Source organism: Candidatus Methylomicrobium oryzae, from assembly GCF_016745425.1.
GTDB lineage: Bacteria > Pseudomonadota > Gammaproteobacteria > Methylococcales > Methylomonadaceae > Methylomicrobium > Methylomicrobium oryzae.
This window is the reverse complement of record NZ_JAERVK010000005.1, coordinates 17873-35231: the sequence shown is the minus strand read 5'-3', so window position 1 is coordinate 35231 and position 17359 is coordinate 17873. Positions and strand designations below refer to the sequence as shown.

17 protein-coding genes are annotated in these 17359 nt (G+C 57.1%); 5 read left to right on the top strand and 12 right to left on the bottom strand.

The window, feature by feature from the left end:
* Positions 1 to 236: 236 nt before the first annotated feature.
* Entirely contained in the window at positions 237 to 1094 is an 858-nt protein-coding gene (locus tag JJL52_RS06740; protein WP_202051644.1) for an HAD-IIA family hydrolase, read from the top strand.
* Positions 1091 to 2080 (top strand): dihydroxyacetone kinase subunit DhaK, encoded by a 990-nt coding sequence (gene dhaK, locus JJL52_RS06735; protein ID WP_202051643.1) that lies wholly within the window; start codon positions 1091 to 1093, stop codon positions 2078 to 2080. Before JJL52_RS06740 ends, dhaK begins: the two co-directional genes overlap by 4 nt.
* Here dhaK and dhaL read toward each other — a convergent pair.
* A complete protein-coding gene (dhaL, locus tag JJL52_RS06730; RefSeq protein WP_202051642.1) occupies positions 2063 to 2707 on the bottom strand; it encodes a dihydroxyacetone kinase subunit DhaL in 645 nt (214 codons plus the stop codon). The genes dhaK and dhaL overlap by 18 nt on opposite strands.
* 160 nt (positions 2708 to 2867) lie before the next feature.
* Between dhaL and JJL52_RS06725 the strand changes: the two genes are divergently transcribed.
* The 3 genes from JJL52_RS06725 (at position 2868) to JJL52_RS06715 (ending at position 5078) form a co-directional block, all read left to right on the top strand.
* The gene (locus tag JJL52_RS06725) at positions 2868 to 3761 is read left to right on the top strand and encodes a carbohydrate kinase family protein (protein WP_202051641.1); all 894 of its coding nucleotides are present in this window, start codon (positions 2868 to 2870) and stop codon (positions 3759 to 3761) included.
* Positions 3762 to 3993: 232 nt separating this feature from the next.
* Positions 3994 to 4560 (top strand): cob(I)yrinic acid a,c-diamide adenosyltransferase, encoded by a 567-nt coding sequence (gene cobO, locus JJL52_RS06720; RefSeq protein ID WP_336885046.1) that lies wholly within the window; start codon positions 3994 to 3996, stop codon positions 4558 to 4560.
* Between the two features lie 134 nt (positions 4561 to 4694).
* Positions 4695 to 5078: a hypothetical protein gene (locus tag JJL52_RS06715; protein ID WP_236994108.1), complete on the top strand. Its 384-nt coding sequence runs from the start codon at positions 4695 to 4697 to the stop codon at positions 5076 to 5078.
* 86 nt (positions 5079 to 5164) lie between these two features.
* Here JJL52_RS06715 and JJL52_RS06710 read toward each other — a convergent pair whose 3' ends face one another.
* From JJL52_RS06710 to JJL52_RS06660, 11 genes are all read right to left on the bottom strand, one after another.
* Positions 5165 to 5551 (bottom strand): DUF488 domain-containing protein, encoded by a 387-nt coding sequence (locus JJL52_RS06710; RefSeq protein ID WP_202051639.1) that lies wholly within the window; start codon positions 5549 to 5551, stop codon positions 5165 to 5167.
* 237 nt (positions 5552 to 5788) lie between these two features.
* On the bottom strand, positions 5789 to 9271 hold the full coding sequence (gene dnaE / locus JJL52_RS06705; RefSeq protein ID WP_202051638.1) for a DNA polymerase III subunit alpha: 3483 nt from the start codon (positions 9269 to 9271) through the stop codon (positions 5789 to 5791).
* 72 nt (positions 9272 to 9343) lie between these two features.
* A complete protein-coding gene (locus tag JJL52_RS06700) occupies positions 9344 to 9589 on the bottom strand; it encodes a DUF2442 domain-containing protein (protein WP_202051637.1) in 246 nt (81 codons plus the stop codon).
* Complete coding sequence (locus JJL52_RS06695; RefSeq protein ID WP_202051636.1) at positions 9576 to 9845, bottom strand: DUF4160 domain-containing protein; 270 nt, start codon at positions 9843 to 9845, stop codon at positions 9576 to 9578. The genes JJL52_RS06700 and JJL52_RS06695 overlap by 14 nt, the downstream gene beginning before the upstream one ends.
* Positions 9846 to 9856: 11 nt before the next feature.
* Complete coding sequence (locus tag JJL52_RS06690; RefSeq protein ID WP_236994107.1) at positions 9857 to 10519, bottom strand: inorganic pyrophosphatase; 663 nt, start codon at positions 10517 to 10519, stop codon at positions 9857 to 9859.
* Between the two features lie 153 nt (positions 10520 to 10672).
* On the bottom strand, positions 10673 to 11506 hold the full coding sequence (gene thyA, locus JJL52_RS06685; protein WP_202051635.1) for a thymidylate synthase: 834 nt from the start codon (positions 11504 to 11506) through the stop codon (positions 10673 to 10675).
* Between the two features lie 35 nt (positions 11507 to 11541).
* On the bottom strand, positions 11542 to 12336 hold the full coding sequence (lgt, locus tag JJL52_RS06680; protein WP_202051846.1) for a prolipoprotein diacylglyceryl transferase: 795 nt from the start codon (positions 12334 to 12336) through the stop codon (positions 11542 to 11544).
* A gap of 243 nt (positions 12337 to 12579) precedes the next feature.
* Positions 12580 to 13092 (bottom strand): aspartate carbamoyltransferase, encoded by a 513-nt coding sequence (locus JJL52_RS06675; RefSeq protein ID WP_202051634.1) that lies wholly within the window; start codon positions 13090 to 13092, stop codon positions 12580 to 12582.
* 219 nt (positions 13093 to 13311) lie between these two features.
* The gene (gene pbpC, locus JJL52_RS06670; RefSeq protein WP_202051633.1) at positions 13312 to 15672 is read right to left on the bottom strand and encodes a penicillin-binding protein 1C; all 2361 of its coding nucleotides are present in this window, start codon (positions 15670 to 15672) and stop codon (positions 13312 to 13314) included.
* Between the two features lie 115 nt (positions 15673 to 15787).
* Positions 15788 to 16090 (bottom strand): hypothetical protein, encoded by a 303-nt coding sequence (locus tag JJL52_RS06665; RefSeq protein ID WP_202051632.1) that lies wholly within the window; start codon positions 16088 to 16090, stop codon positions 15788 to 15790.
* 595 nt (positions 16091 to 16685) lie between these two features.
* A complete protein-coding gene (locus JJL52_RS06660; RefSeq protein WP_202051631.1) occupies positions 16686 to 17300 on the bottom strand; it encodes a PIN domain-containing protein in 615 nt (204 codons plus the stop codon).
* Positions 17301 to 17359 lie beyond the last annotated feature (59 nt).

The following is a 17359-nucleotide window of genomic DNA, read 5'->3' as shown; positions in this document are numbered from 1 at the left end:
GGCTCACTTTGACCATAGTCGCATTTCTCTCGGCTTACACCTTTAAGCGTACGGACTGGACAAGCACCGGAAACTTATGCCAAGCTGTTGCGACCGGATCGAGCGCTCTAACATACCTTTTTTAAAGTATGCGGGCAGCCGGCCCCCGATTTTAACCGTTCCGGATCATACCGGAGAGAAGAAGGGCGCAGCAGTCATCAGCCAGAAGGACAGCTGCGCTTTGAGAGACATAATGAATGGAGCCTTTCAATAATATTCGCGCAATGATCATCGACATGGACGGCGTGCTCTGGCACGGCTCCGTCCCCCAGCCTGGATTGTGCGCGTTTTTCGAAACCCTGCGCGATCTCGACATCCGCTTCCTCCTGGCGACCAACAACGCCAGCCAGACGCAGGATCAATATGTCACGAAACTTGCCGGCATGGGCGTCACCGTTTCGAAGGATCAAATACTCACCTCCGGCATGGCGACCGCTCTGCACCTTGCCGAACTCCACGACCCGGCCTCGACCCGCGTGTTCGTGGTCGGCGAGGACGGCGCCGTGGGTCCCTTGCGCGAACAGGGATTTACGTTGACCGGCCTTTACGAACTGCCCACGCCCAAGACCCCTGATGCGCAAGGCGCGGACATCGTCGTCTGCGGCAAGGATTCGACACTGACTTGGGCCAAGCTGGCGACAGCGACGTTGAATATACGGGCCGGCGCCAAATTCGTCGGCACCAACGGTGATACGACACTGCCGACCGAGTACGGAGTCACACACGGCAACGGCGCGATCCTGGCCGCCCTGACCGCCGCGACCGGCGTCTCGCCGACGATCATCGGCAAACCCGAGCCGATCATGTACCGCCAGGCGATGAAACTTTTGGGTTCCGATCCGGCCGAAACGATTGCGATCGGCGACCGCCTGGAAACCGACATCCTCGGTGCGGTACGCACCGGCATCCGCAGCCTGATGGTGCTGAGCGGCATTTCGAGCGAAGCAGACCTTCGCGCTTCCGATTATCGGCCGACCTGGCTGATGCAGGACATCATCGCCGTCACCGAAGCCTTGCGCAGTCAAGCCATCCTACAGCCGGAGCCACATCCATGAAAAAATTCATCAACGACCTCGACAGCCTGCTCGAAGACAGCCTGAAAGGCTTTGCGAAAGCCCATGCGGATATCGTCGAACTGAACCTCCAGCCGCACTTCATCAAACGCCTGCAGCCGACCAAACCCGGAAAAGTCGCATTGATCTCCGGCGGCGGTTCCGGCCACGAACCGCTGCACAGCGGCTTTGTCGGCCTCGGCATGCTCGATGCGGCCTGCCCCGGACAAATCTTCACCTCGCCGACGCCGGATCAGATGCTGGCCGCAGCGCAGGCAGTCGACCAAGGCGCCGGAGTGCTCTTCATCGTGAAGAATTATGCCGGCGACGTAATGAATTTCGAAATCGCGGCTGAAATGTTCGAAGCGCCGAACGCCACCGTACTGGTCGACGACGACGTATCCCTGCCCAAAACGCACAGCATCGGACGGCGCGGAGTGGCAGGCACACTGATCGTCGAAAAAATGGTCGGCGCGGCTGCCGAAACGGGCGCCGATCTGGCCGCCTGCAAAGCGCTGGGCGACAGGGTCAATGAGGCCACCGCCTCGATCGGCGTTGCACTGACCAGCTGCACTGTGCCTGCGCTCGGTAAGCCGACTTTCGAGCTTGGAGAGAACGAAATGGAAATGGGCGTAGGTATCCACGGCGAGCGCGGACGCGAGACGGTTCCGTTAAAAAGCGCGAGCGAAATCGTCGAACAGTTGGCGCACGCGATCGACGAAGAACTGAATCCGCAGCCCGGCCAATCCATGCTGCTGCATGTGAACGGCTTCGGCGGCACGCCCCTGATCGAACTGCATCTGCTCTATCAGTTGGCCGCCCAACACTGGGAGAAACGCGGCCTGAAGATCGCCCGCTCGCTGGTCGGCAATTTCACCACCTCGCTGGACATGGCCGGCGCTTCGCTGACGCTGACACGGCTAGACGAGGAACTGGTCCGTCTTTGGGACGCGCCGGTCCATACTGCCGCGTTACGTTGGGGCTGCTGAAGACGCAAGCGCTTCCGCAATCGCCGAAATCATCAACTGCGCGGTTTTAGCGCCCGCGTCGAGATGGCCGAGCGTGCGCTCGCCGAGAAAAGAGGCCCTGCCTTTGGTCGCGAGCATGTTGCGGGTCGCCTCGACGCCGGCTTCGGCGGTCCTGACGATCTCGTCCAGCGACTCCTTCAATCCTTCGGAGGCAGCGGCCGATTTTTGCAGGCTTTGCGCGGCCGGAATCAGTACATCGAGCATCGTTTTTTCGCCCGCATCCGCCCTGCCCCGCAGCTTGACCGACTCGACGCCTTGCACGAACGCATCGGCAAAGCGCTGCCGATCGACCGGTTTGTCCCGCAGCGACTTGCTCATCGTCACGAACAAGGTCCCGTACAGCGAACCGGAAGCCCCGCCGACCGTCGACATCAGGGTCATCCCGATTTTCTGCAATGCCCCTACCCAATCCGTCTGCCCGATTTCCGCGCTTTGCGCCTTAAGCGCATGGATGCCGCGCTGTAAGTTGACCACATGATCGCCGTCGCCGATCGCTTGGTCGAGTTGGGTCACTTCCTCGGCATTTTTTTTGATTGTATCGGCAACCGCCTCGATCAAGCGGGGCAAAATTTCGGGACTGATATTCATACATGACCTCCATGAAATAAGACTATCTCGACCTCCCGATGGAAATATTTCGCCGATAGCGCAGCTTCGGCCGCGCAACGGATCAAAAACGGCAGGGAGACGGTTACGGTTTTCGATTAGAATAACGCCCATTTTGTTGCGCTGTCCACTCCAAGCACCGATGAAAAAACCGCTGATTGATGCCGATGTACTCTGTATCGGCCATGCTTCCTACGACTTGGTATTCTCGGTCGATCATCACCCGGCCGCGGACGAAAAAACTTTTGCGACCGGCTTTATCGACTGTGGCGGCGGACCGGCCGCGAACGCGGCAGTGATGGTCGCAAACTTGGGCTTGAAAGCCGCTTTCGCCGGCTATCTCGGCGCAGACTTCTACGGCGACAAGCACCTTAAGGAATTGCACGATCACGGTGTCGATACCCGTCTGGTCATGCGCGGCGCCGCTCCCACGCCGATCTCGACGGTGCTCGTCAAACCGGATGGCAAGCGCGCGCTGATCAACTATAAAATCGGCACCCATCCCCTACCCGCCGATGCGCTGGACTTCAGCGGCATTCGGCCGCAAGTGGTGCTGTTCGACGGGCACGAGCCCCGCGTTTCCGCCCCCTATTGCCGGGAACTGCGCAGCCGGCAGATTCCGACCGTACTCGATGCAGGCTCTCTGCACGAAGGCACGCAGGCACTAATGACCCTGGTCGATTACCTGGTCTGTTCGGAAAAGTTCGCCCTGCAGATCGCCGGCTCGGTCGAACTTGCGCTGAGCCAATTGGCTGATAGCGCTCCGAACGTCGTGATCACGCTCAGCGAAAGAGGCCTCTACTGGCGCCGCGGCGCCGAACAGGGCTTCATGCCCGCTTTCAAAGTCACCGATGTCGATTCGACAGGGGCCGGCGATGCGTTTCACGGCGCCTTCGCGGCGGCTGTCGCGCAGCGGATGGGCTGGGAGGATGTGTTGCGTTACGCCAGCGCGGCCGGCGCGCTGTGCTGCACGAAGATGGGCGCGCGGCCGGGCTTGCCGACACGAGCCGAACATAGCCACCTGCTCGCACAGTAGGGTACGCTGGGCGTATCTTTTTTGAAGCATGGTCTGGTCGTTGCTTTGAACAGGGCCTGTCCTTAGCTTTAAAAAGATATACGTAGCCTGCCTTACGATACTGGCAAAATACAGACCGGCGTAGGGTACGCTGTGCGTACCTTTTTTAAAGCATGAATTGGGCCGTTGCCTTGGATCAGGATCAGGTACGCACAGCGTACCCTACGGCACATAACCCTTTTTACCATTCAATATCTCTTTCCATCAGAAAACCAACTACACCATGAAAACAAGAGACAGACGTCAGGGCTTGATCGTCGTCAACACCGGCGAGGGCAAAGGCAAATCGTCCAGCGCGTTCGGGATGGCATTCCGCGCCGCCGGCTGGGGCATGAAAGTCTGCGTGATCCAGTTCATTAAAGGCCAGTGGCAAACCGGCGAGCAAAAAGCCGCTCAGCGTTTCGAGAATATCGAATGGCATGCGCTCGGCGACGGCTTTACCTGGGACACCAAAAATCCCGAACAGGACATCAAGACCAGCCGCGAAATCTGGGAGTTCGGCAAACGGAAAATCCTGTCCGAAGAATTCGATGTGGTTGTACTGGACGAAATCAATTACTGCTGCGGCTATGGCTGGATCAGCGGCCGGGAAATCGCCGAATTCATCGAACAGCACCGGCCGCGCTGGATGCACCTGATTTTGACCGGCCGCAACGCCGCACCCGAAGTAATTGCGATCGCGGACACGGTCACCGAAATGACTCAGGTCAAACATGCCTTTGAAAAAGGGATCAAGGCGGAACAAGGAATAGAATTCTAGGCCTTGTTTTTCGGGATCCGGCACTTTGCATTGCCGGAAAAGCGCAATTCGCTTAGAATTCGTAGGGAAGTTAACCGGGCAACCGGGCCAAGCCTAACTGGGATAATTCATCAATAACAAATCAGAGGTGCCAAATGAGTGAACAGACCGAAGAAAAAATGAGCGATGCTACCAAGCTGATGTGGGCCGTGATCGGCGTCTTTGTAATCGGCTTTGTCGTCGTTGCAGTCAGCAAGCAGGAATCGCCGCAGCAAGTCGAAGCGCAGTCGATGCTCAGAAATTATGTCGCGATCCAGCAAATGGCCAACCAGAAATGCCCGGCCGCGATTCTGAAAGAAACCGGCGAAGAAGTATTCTTTCCCGCTGAAGATCCTCAAACCGACAAGGAAACCTATATCACCCTGAAATGGAAGGGCGAAAAGAAATTCAAGGAGGCTTCCTGCACCCTGCACGGTTCGCTGGGCGGCATTTCCGAACTGGTCATCGATGGCAAGACCATCATCAAAAAACAAATCTAAACGGCCGTTTCAGTTCCGGAAGCCATGCTTAACATGGCTTCCGCTTCATTCCCATCAAGTTAGGCTCCCACCCCTTACACGGGTTCTTATTCAACCTCGGCCCCTCGTTTCAAGAGCAGCTCCTTCAATAGCGAACGATGGCAGCGGCTTTCATCCTCGCAATAACAACCGATCGCCAGGTTCGTATGATGCGAAAGCGCGGCGAGCAGGTCCAGGTCCTTGCTCGCTTCCGGCCCCTTCATTTCGGCCAGGAATTTCCGTCTGAAAGCCTTCCAGGATTTTTCGTCCTCCGTCGCGAGGAATTCTTTCAGCAATGCTTCGCTCGGAGAGAGATTCGGAAACCAAACGTCATAAATGTTTTTCGACGTATAATCTTCCTTTCTGACGCCCCGTGGAGGACGCCTCACCGTGCCGATGCGCAGGCCTTCATGATCCTGACGGGAACTGCCTAATCTTACGATCTTTATCGCCATTTGTTTCCCTCGTGTGATTGAAGAATCCATCCATAGGGCGTAATAGGCGATAGCCGTATTGCACCGCATGCTGTGGCTAATGCGCCTTATCGCGTTTAGTCCTGTAGGTCGGGCATGCTTTTTATGCCCGACAATTCGATGCTTTAATACGGCAATGTGTTTTACTTTGCCTAATTCCCTACCTTTATTGACGGCTGAACGTCGGGCAACGATAAAGCTGTTGCCCGACCTACGCAATTATCGGTATTTAACCTCAACCGCCTCACTCCCAAGCTGCCGTTTCAACCGCAACAGCAACTCCTCGGTCGCAAACACCCGCCACTCATCGCCCAGCCTGACGGTCGCCTGCGCTTCTGCCGAGCGATATTGGATTAAAACCGGGCAGGCCCCGCCTTTATAAGGCGCCAATGCCGGACTCAATTGGTCTACCAGCGAATTGCCGTTAACGCCGGCATTCCAGATCAACTGCAAACCACGCGCAAAGGCGTTACGGGCCTGGTCGATGCTGTAGAGCTTTTCGGCGGTCAGGCGCGGGGTACCGGTGAAGTCGTCCATTGCGAGCGCGCCTTCGGCGACCAGCAGCACGTCTCGGGTGAAGATGTCGCGGTGCCGTTCGAAGGTTTCCGGATACACCGCGACCTCCAGCCGATCGGTACGGTCGTCCAAGAGCGCAAAGCCCATCGTCTTGCCGTTCTTGGACTGGCGGGTGCGGATTTCGACGACGAGGCCCGCGATGCGTGCTTCCGTTTTGCCCTTGCTGCGTTCCATGTCCGATTTCAGCTTGTTCAGGCTGCCGTGGGTAAACTGGCTGATTTCGGCCTCGTACTGCGCGATCGGATGGCCGGTCAGAAACAGGCCGAGGGTCTGCTTTTCGGCGTTCAGGCGTTCCTGTTCGGGCCAGGGTTCGACGTAGGTCGAATAAGCCGCGATCGCGTCTTCCTCGGGGCCGGCTTCCTGCAGGCCGAACAGGTCGTTTTGGCCGGTTTCGGCCATTTTGCCGTGCTGTTCGGCGACCTTCAAGACGGTCGGGAGTTCGGCCAGATGCGCGGCGCGGTTCGGGTCGAAGGTATCGAACGCGCCGGCGCGGATCAAGGCTTCGAGCACGCGCCGGTTGACTTTGCGCAGGTCGACGCGCTTGCACAGGTCGTAAAGGTCTTTGTAAGGACCGTTTTCCTCGCGTTCCTGGATCATGTCCTCGATCGCGTTCTCGCCGACGCCTTTGAGGGCACCGAGGCCGTAAACGATCTTATTGGCCTTGTTCACCGTGAAACGAAAGCTCGAGTCGTTGATCGACGGCGGTTCGATCGGCAGCTTCATACGCCGGCATTCTTCGATCAACACGACGACCTTGTCGGTGTTATCCATATCGGCCGACAGTACCGCGGCCATGAATTCGGCCGGATAATGCGCCTTCAGCCAGGCGGTCTGGTAGGCGACCAGCGCGTAGGCGGCCGAATGCGACTTATTGAAGCCGTAGCCGGCGAACTTCTCCATCAGGTCGAAGATGTAGGTCGCGATACTTTCGTCGATATTGTTCGCGACCGCGCCCGTCGTGAACACCTCGCGCTGCTTGGCCATTTCCTCGGGCTTTTTCTTGCCCATCGCCCGGCGCAGCATATCCGCGCCGCCGAGCGTGTAGCCGCCCATTTCCCGCGCGATCTGCATCACCTGTTCCTGATACAGGATAACGCCGTTGGTCGGTTTCAGGATCGGAACCAGGATCGGGTGCGCGTATTCGGCCTTGGCGCCGTGCTTGACGTTGATGTAGTCGTCGACCATGCCCGATTCGAGCGGGCCGGGCCGGAACAGCGCAACCAGCGCGATGATGTCGTCGAAGCAGTCCGGCTTCAGTTTTTTGATCAGTTCCTTCATCCCGCGCGATTCGAGCTGGAATACCGCGGTGGTCTGGGCGGTCTTCAAAATCTCGTAAGAGGCCGGATCGTCGCGCGGAATCGCAGCGATGTCGACCGGCGGTTCGCCAAGCTCCGCTTTCTTGCGGTTGATCGTCTGCAGCGCCCAGTCGATGATCGTCAGGGTGCGCAACCCCAGAAAGTCGAACTTGACCAGGCCGACCGCCTCGACGTCGTCCTTGTCGAATTGGGTGACCAGGTTGCCGCCGCCCTGTTCGCAGTACAACGGCGTGAAATCGGTCAGCTTGGTCGGCGCGATCACGACCCCGCCCGCGTGCTTGCCGGCGTTCCGGGCCATGCCTTCGAGCGAGCGCGCCATGTCGATCAGCGCGCGGACTTCTTCCTCGTTTTCGTAGCGCTGCCGTAGGTCGGGGCTGTCCTGCAGCGCCTTGTCCAACGTCATTCCGAGCTCGAACGGAATCAGTTTAGCGAGCTGGTCGACGAAGCCGTACGAAAAGCCGAGCACCCGGCCGACGTCGCGGGTAACCGCTTTCGCGGCCATCGAACCGTAGGTGATGATCTGCGAAACCTGGTCGCGGCCGTAATGCTCGGCAACATAGTCGATCACCTCGTCGCGCCGGTCCATGCAGAAATCGACGTCGAAGTCGGGCATCGAGATCCGCTCGGGGTTTAGGAAGCGTTCGAACAGGAGGTCGAATTCGATCGGGTCGAGATCGGTGATCTTCAATACGTACGCGACCAGCGAGCCCGCGCCCGAGCCCCGGCCCGGCCCGACCGGGATCTGATGGTTCTTCGCCCACTGGATGAAGTCCGCGACGATCATGAAGTAGCCGGGGAAACCCATCTGGGTGATCACGCGCAGCTCGGTTTCGAGCCGGTCGTAGTAGACCTTGCGGTTTTCTTCCTCGGTACCGCTGCCGTAAGGCGGATGCTGGCGCAGCCGTTCTTCGAGGCCCTTGCGCGATTCTTCGGCCATCACGTCGCCGATCGTCATCCCCTCCGGCACCGGATAGTCGGGCAGGAAGTTCTTGCCCAACGTCAGCGTGATGTTGCAGCGCTTGGCGATTTCGACCGTGTTTTCGAGCGCCTCCGGAATGTCCGCGAACAGCTCGCACATTTCTTCGGGGCTGCGCAAGTACTGCTGGTTGGTATAGTCCTTCGGGCGGCGGCTATCGTCGAGCACGCGCCCCTGGTTGATGCAGACGCGGACCTCGTGCGCATCGAAGTCTTTCCGATGCAAAAAGCGCACGTCATTCGTCGCGACGACCGGAAGGCCTGCCTCGACCGCCAAATCGAGTGCGGCTGCGATGTAATGCTCTTCCCCGGGCTTGCCGACGCGCTGCAGTTCCAGATAGAAACTGTCCGGAAACAGGTTTGCCCAATACAGCGCCTGGCGTTTCGCATCCTCCTTGCGTTCGCCGATCAGCGCGCGGCCGACATCGCCGGCCATCGCGCCGGACAACGCGATCAGTCCGCTGTGGTTCGCCTCGATCCATTCGTATTTGAGCATCGGCACGCCCTGATGCTGGCCTTCCTGATAGGCCTTGGAAATCAGTTCGGTCAGCGTGGTATAGCCCTGCCGGTTCTTGACCAGCAGCGTAAGGCGGTACGGGTTGGTCGGCTCGTCCGGATTGAAGATCAGCACGTCCGCGCCTGCGACCGGCTTGATGCCTTGGCCCATCGCGGTTTTGTAGAATTTGACCAGCGCGAACAGGTTCACGTGATCGGTCACCGCCGCGGCCGGCATGTTCAATTCGGCGAGGCGCTTGACCAGCGGTTTGATTTTGACGATGCCGTCGACCAGCGAAAACTCGCTATGCAGGCGCAGGTGAATGAATTTGGGCGGCATGCTTATTAATTATTTGCGCCTAAAAGTTGGCGTGCAAACCCGATTGTGGGCATCGCAAACAGCCTGTTTCGATTATGCAGTTTCACCGTGAATCCACAATTCATATTCACTGATGTCGATTTCATCGTTCCAGACGACTGCATAGCCACCCTGTTCGACCTTAACGGATTTGAATAGTGAAACATTTCTGAGAGGTGCAAACATCGCTTTATCCAGCAATGGTGTAATGTCGTATTTTTTTCGGGCATCGTTATCAAATTGAACGATAAGCGTGCGATCATCAACTGCGAAGGCCGTGGTTATTTTAGGAATATGCATGGCAATTATTCCAGTGGAGGAAGTTTATGGAACTCCCCTGGCGCACCCACATTTCTTTGAGTTCGCTTTTATACGTGCTCGCCCACTCCAATACCAATTTCTTAGCTCTGTTCGGGAGATCGCCTTCGATCATTTCCAACGTTTCGATATTAAATAATCCAACGTACTCGCCATACACAGCATGGAAATGGGGTGGCGGATGATCGCCAAAAAACAACTTGATGATGATTCCGTAAAATCTTGCTATTTCAGGCATATCATTATTTCTTACAAATCTTCGATGCCGTTGAACAGGCTCATGTAATCCTGCATCGCGCGCTTGATCACTTCATGGGCCTCGGCGCGGCCGTACACGTCGGTAATTTCGCAGGTGGACTCCTCGCCGGGCAGATTTTTGTAGGTCAGAAAATAATGCATCAGCCGGTTGATGTAAGAACTCGGGCAGTCGGAGACGTCATTCCACTGCCGGTAAAATTCGTCGCCCTTCATCACGGCGATGATCTTGTCGTCCGCATCGCCGCCGTCGAGCAGGCGGAAGCCGCCGACCGGGATCGCCTGCAGGATGATGTCGCCGTGGGATACGCTGCGTTCGCTCAGCACACAGATGTCGAGCGGGTCGCCGTCGCCCTTGATGCCCATCCGCCCCGACTTCAAGGCGGCGAATTCGGCGACCTTACTCCCGCAATAGGTGCGCGGGACGAAGCCGTACAAGGTCGGGACCATGTTCGAGAATTTTTGCGGCCGGTCGATTTTCAGGTAGCCGCTCTGTTTGTCGATTTCGTATTTGACCGTATCGGTCGGCACGATCTCGATGAAGGCGTTGACCACCGAAGGCGTATTGTCGCCCGCGCTGATGCCGTGCCAGGGATGGGCTTTGTAATGGTAGTTGTTCATGTAATTGGGGTCGATAAAGGGGCGGTCTTGTTTCATTGCCATGCTCCGTTTGAAGGCGATGAATCGAACAAATAAACTGTAGCCTCGATGCAGCGTAAAACCGGATAGACGGATGAGCTGCCTCGATCGCGCATGCGCCATCGAGGTGATGCATAAAATAGACTGGCCGGAGTCGCGAAAACCCCGGCATCAAACCGAAATCGGCGCCCTGATCGGATCGTGCGCCCGATAATCTTCGATTTCGAAATCCTCGTACCGGTAATCGAACAGCGAATCAGGCTTGCGTTTCAGGACCAGCCGCGGCAAAGGATAAGGCGTACGGCTCAATTGCAGCCGGGCCTGCTCCAGATGGTTCAGGTACAAGTGTACATCACCGCCGGTCCAGATGAAATCGCCGACGCCGAGGCCGGCCTGCTGCGCGACCAGGTGCGTCAACAGGGCGTAGCTCGCGATATTGAACGGCACGCCCAGAAAGGTATCGCAACTGCGCTGGTAGAGCTGGCACGACAGCTTGCCTTCCGCGACGTAAAACTGGAACAGCGCATGGCACGGCGCCAGCGCCATCCTGCCGTGTGCGACGTTCGCCTGCGGACTGATCGTTTCGTCCGGCAAATCGGCCACGTTCCAGGCCGAAACGAGCATCCGTCGGCTGTTCGGGGTAGTCTTGATCTGTTCGACGACCTGTTTCAATTGGTCGACCGTGCCGCCGCCGGGCAGCGGCCAGGCACGCCATTGACGGCCGTAAACCGGGCCGAGATCGCCGTTTTCGTCGGCCCACTCGTCCCAGATGGTAACCTTGTGTTCGTGCAGGTAGGCCAGATTCGTATCGCCGCGCAGGAACCAGAGCAGTTCGTGAATGATCGATTTCAGATGGACTTTTTTCGTGGTGACCAAAGGAAACCCTTCGGCCAGCGGAAAACGCATCTGGTGCCCGAAGATCGATAAGGTCCCGCTTCCGGTTCTGTCGCCCTTCCGGGTGCCTTCGTGCAGGATTTTGTTCAGTAGATCGAGATAAGGTTGCATGAAATTCCGAATTCAAGTCCTGTCGTCATGCGGATTCAAACGTTTTGCGGAACCGGATTGCGGTAAGCCCAGTAAACCATCCCGGCGCCGATCAGGATCATCGGCGTGGACAGGATCTGCCCCATCGTGACCCAGTCGAGCGCCAGATAGCCCAACTGCACGTCGGGCATCCGGAAGAATTCGACGAAGAAGCGGAAGCAGCCGTAAAAAAACAGCGCCATCCCGGTCGGCGCCATCTTCGGGCGCGGTTTGGCGGTATAGATCCAGAGGATCGCGAACAGCACCACGCCTTCCAGAAACGCTTCGTAAAGCTGGGACGGATGGCGCGGCAAAGGACCGCCGTTCGGGAATACCATGCCCCACGGCACATCGGTCGGCCGTCCCCAAAGTTCGGAGTTGATGAAGTTGCCGATCCGGCCGGCGCCGAGGCCGATCGGCGCCAGCGGCGAGATGATGTCGGTCAGCTGCAGCATCGTGCAGTTCTGCTGCTTGCCGAAAAACCACATGGCGGCAAACACACCGAGCATGCCGCCGTGGAACGACATGCCTCCCTTCCATATCTCGAATAGCACTAAGGGGTTATGCAGGAATTCGGGCAGGTTGTAAAACAGTGTGTAGCCGATGCGTCCGCCCAGGATCACGCCGAGCGCGCCGTAAGTGACCAGGTCTTCGATTGCCTCGGGCTTGATCGGCGACCAGGGTTTTTCGGCCCGTTTCTTGCCTAATATCCAGACGCCGGCGAATCCGACCAGATACATCAAACCGTACCAGTGGATTTTTAACGGGCCAATGGCGATGGCGATCGGATCGATTTGCGGATAAGTCAGCATGGTTACCAGGACGAGTTGGAAAATCAAACAAAGGTCCATTATACATGGGCATACCTTGAATTTCAGGTGGATAACGGCATTGTCGGAAATGCAAAGCGCGGAAAGCGTCGTCGTCGGCCGCTTATGGAAAAGCCGGGGATATTTCTCGTAGCATAAAACGCCGCTTCCACGCCGTTGCCGGCCGCTTAGGGTCGACTTTGGCATGGTAAAGAAACCGGCCGTCTCGAAGCGAGACCGGTGCCTTTATTCCGACATGCCCGAATGGTGTTTCATGTGCTCGGGCACCGGAGCGTTGCCGTGATCCTTTGCCTGGGCATCCAACCATTCATGCAGTGCCTGCACATACTGGGGGTATTCGGTGGAAAAATGAATTTGCGCGCCGTTCGTTAGCGGTTTGTATTCATAGCGGATGTCGTCGGTCGGCGCAGTTTTCAATTGCTGAAGGCCCGGCATCTCGGGGCCGTGCATCCGCATCGTGCTGGAAAAATCGCCTTTTCTGAACTCTTCGGCCATTTCTTTCAGATGCCCCTGGATCAATTTAACCTGTTCGGGATTGTCCGATTTGGTCACCACGTGCAAGACCCCGCCGTGAACGGTTTTCGAAAAAGTTTCCAGCGCCTGGGCGGGATTATACGGCACCAGTTCCTGGCGGCGCTGCTCGACATCCTCCCGCCGCTGCGGCGCCGCATTTTCCTCGGCGAACGCGGACGCTGCGAAAAATAAAAGTCCCATCGAAATTAAGGCTGCGTGTTTCATTATCGTTCTCCTCGTGTATTTGTACCCGGCCGGCCCATGGCACGCCGGATTTTTGAAAACGTTCGGACGGGGTACTTCAGAGATCCCTGAAAGCCGTGCTTCGGGATATCTACCAAGACCGGCCGGATGGACTCTAGGTTCCGCCATTCGGGTACGATCGGCACGGATAATTTCGATCCGGATGCGTTTCTGCGTTGCGAGAGCTCGCAAACCTCGGTTTCAGGGCGCCAATTCGACCCGGATTTCGGTCGATGCGGCATGACCGTCTGCATCGACCGCGCTGATCAGGTAATGGCCGGGCTGGCCGGGCAGCCAGGAATAGGTTTCGGAAGGAGCCGTTCTGGCAATGAAACTTCGATTGGCGAACCAATAAATGCTGCCGTTCGCGGCCGTGGTCGCTTTCAAGGCCAGGGTCGAAGGTTTGCCGAGACGGAAAGCGTAGATGCCGGATTTCGAAGGCGAGATAATCCGGAGTCCGCCGTCCTCTTCCGCCGGGTTCCGGTAGCACTCGGGCAATGGCGGAGCCGGGCGGCGCGGCATGCCGGCCTGTTCGAAAAGGCGGAGCATCTCGCTGTCCCAGAATTCGACGATTTCGCGCCGGCTTTGCGGGGCGTCCGGACAGACGATGCGGCCGGTTTGCCGGTCGAAATGAACCGCGCGGTGCAGCGTACTGGTTCGGATCGGCGATTTGCCCGGAATGAACCAAGTCTTCGCCCGTACCGGGCAGTCCGCGTTCGGGAGGTCGCCGCTGGCGGCGCAGACCTCGACCTCTGCAACCGCATCGGGCTTGACCGAGGGAATCGGGTCCGCCAGTCCGGGCAACAGGCTTTGGGCCCGCAGGCTGTCCGTAATCGAGAAAAACAGCGGTGCGGCCGCTTTGCCGCCGACCAGGGCCGGGTTTTTAGTGCCGTCGAAATTGCCGACCCAGACGGCCAGCACATAGTGCCCCGCGATGCCGATGCTCCAGGCGTCGCGAAATCCCCAGGAAGTGCCGGTCTTCCAGGCCGTATCGGGCCGGTCCGGACGCTTCGAATCGGGACGTGGATTGTGCTTCAGCATAGCGAGCGTAATGTAGGCCGCGGCGCGGCTCAGCAGCGCCAAGGGCTCGGGAGCGTTCGGTTCCGCCCGGTCGGGGCTACCGCAATAATCGAGCCTGCCGAGTTTCCCCTGATTGACCAGCAGCGCATAAAGCTCGGCCAGCTCTTCCATCGTCACCTCGCCGCCGCCGAGCGCCAGCGACAGACCGTAATGCGGCTCATCCCGAGGCCTTGACACGCCGGCGCGCTGCAGGAATTGATAGAGCGTAGGACGGGAAAGCTTGGCTGCAATCCGGACCGCGGGCACGTTGCGGGAGCGAATCAACGCATCCTGCACCGTAACCGGACCGATGAAGCGTCCGTCGAAATTTTCCGGACTGTAAGGGCCGAAGGCGGTCGGCAGGTCGGCCAGGATCGTACGGGGATGCACCAGTCCCTGATCGAGCGCCAGCGCATAGACGAACGGCTTTAAAGTCGAACCCGGCGAGCGTTTCGCCAGCGTGCCGTTGACCTGGCCGTCGATCGCGGCATTTCGGTAATCGGCCGAGCCGACCATCGCCCGCACCTGCATCGAATTTGCATCGATCAAAAGGGCAGCGGCGTTGCGTATGCCTTTGTCGCGGGCGGCTGCCAAGAAATGGCGGATCGAACGTTCCAAGCTCTTTTGCACCCTCAAGTCCAGGCCGCTGTGAATTGCGTCGGTTCCGGCGCAGCGCTGCAACAACAGGTCGGTCAGATGCGGGGCTTCGATCGCCAATTCGGAGCGGCTGTACACGGGTAAAGGCAGAGCCAGATCGGCGGCATAGCGGCGGTCTTCCGGAAATTCCTCCAGCCAGCTTTGCCAAAGACGTTGCCGGGCGGCCAGCAGCGTCTTCGGCAGTTCATGGTGTATCGGGACGCGGCGCGCAGGATTTTGCGGGATCACTGCCAGCGTCAGCGCTTCGACCCGGTTCAACTCCATCGCCGGTTTGTGAAAATAAATCCGGCTCGCCGCCCCGATCCCGACGATATTGCCGCCGTACGAAACGCCGTTCAGATAGGCTTCCAATATTTCGTCTTTGCTATAGCGAAGGTCGAGCCACAGCGCGAGCGCAATCTGGCGGAGTTTCCCGAAATAACTGCGGCTGTCGATCCGGTATAACTGCCGGGCGACCTGCATCGCGATCGTCGAGCCGCCTTGCCGGCCGCTGTTCGTCAAGGTTGCCCAGGCCGCGCGTACCAAGGCCCAGGGATTGACGCCGGGGTGCCGGTAGAACCAGCGGTCTTCGTAGAGCAGGACGGCGGTACGGAGGTGGACGGGAATCTGTTCCAGCGGAGTCCACAGCCGGAACTGGCCGTCGCTCGCCAAGGTCAGGCGCAGCAGCTCCCCGTACCGGGCATAGATCGCGGTTGATTTGGGGTAGGAATCCGAAAGTGACGATTTGGGGAAATACTTAACCGCCCCAAGAACAAGCCAAACTGCCGCTAAACCGAGAACGGCGGCTCGAAACCACCTATTCGCATGCAACGGGTTGCGCAGTAGGCCGGCTTGATTGTGGGTCATTTATCAGCCATCCTTGTTTCAGACAATGACAACATGCTCTGCCTGGAAAAGTACTGGTTGGGCTTTCTGACGTCAGCCCAACCTGGACAGCATTTCGTCAGAGATTTCCGCGCGGTTATTTTTTGATACTCTTATAGCTTTCCTCACTTTCGCGCATGACTCTTTCTCCCTCTTCGACGATTCGCCTGCCTTCGTTAATTTTATTTTGACCTTCAGCGATCATGGCATTGCCCCGGTCAACCAACTGCTTGCCTTTTTTCCATCTGTCGCCTAAATTCGCGATGCCTTGGCTTTCGCGCAGCATTTCCTCGCCGGAAATGAGCGGTTCCGGGGCCGGCGCCGGTTCGGAGGCACAGCCGCTAAGGGCTAAAATAAAACATGAAATCGCAAACTTCGTTCGAACAGTATAATTTTGCATAATCAGTGGCTCTTAAATGTTGCGGACTAATAGAAGACGATGAATTTTACCAGATGACCTGAAAAAACCGGGTTTAGAGCATCTTTTTAGCCGATGCGCGCAAAGTTAAACCTATGAGTTTGAGCATCGGGAAAACATTTTTTATTGCATCTATGCCCGAAGGTTTAGTTGAGAAACCCTTATCCTAACCCGTTGGGTTTGTGCTTGGCTTAAATCCGGTCGACGTAAATGGCACTTGGAAGAGAAACTGATCGAGTGACGTCAACAAGCCGAAAACGCCAACCGTAAGCTAAATTCAGGCGTTGGAGTTCCCCGAGTAGATAAAGATAACGGTTGATTCTGGGAAGGGGGATGCGTCTGAGCGTAAGAATACAGCCCCAAAGCAGCCAAGCCGAAAAACCTCTCGTAGGATGTGCCGACGCAGGAGGCGCATCAATTGAATTTACGCGAAATGATGCCCTTCGTTCCTCGGCAATTGCTCCATGCATTGCTCTAGCTCCTGCATCCATGCAGTCGTCAGCGCATCCTGTGGTCCTACGGTCCTGCATTTATCGGCACATCTTATGGCATGCTGATTTTCTGAAAACTGGAAATGTCATTTAGCAGCCGTGCTGGCCAGTTCGCTGATTTTTTTCTGGATATAATTGATTTTATTGTCGACAAGTTTAATAGCTCCCTGTTTACACAGATCTTCAAATAGCTTTTCCGCATCGATACCCGATCCATTAAATTTACTTTTGATGTGGTTAAGTAAAGTTTCTTTTTTGACAGGACGGTTCTTTTGATGAGTATCCAAGTGCAAGCAATATGTCTGCACTGAAGTCGGCAGGATAAAAGTACTATTTGATACGGGATCATTTGGTTTTTGGGTTGTAATCCTTTTAGCGCTACGTTGCTGGCTGCTTAGCAGGCGAACGACATGATCCAAATCGGCATCGTTGGACAGGATATCGAAGTGGGTATCAGCGCCTGTTTGCGCCATTAAAGTTCCGGCCCAAAAAGCAATCCCAAAATCAGCGGCATTCTTACCTCCATTAGGCATCTTGACGATTTCCAAACGTTTTTCATTAACCAGTGCTGTTAATGGCATGATCCAATCCAGCGGAACTTTGGCCCCGCTTTGCGCATAGCATATAACGACTTGCGCATACTGCTTCAAGTCGTCCATCAAATGTCCAATTTGACTTGGACAATTTTCGAGATCGATCATCAGGATCCGATGCTGTAGTTTTTCCGTTTCGAATGCAGTAGCGGCGGCTTGAATAGACA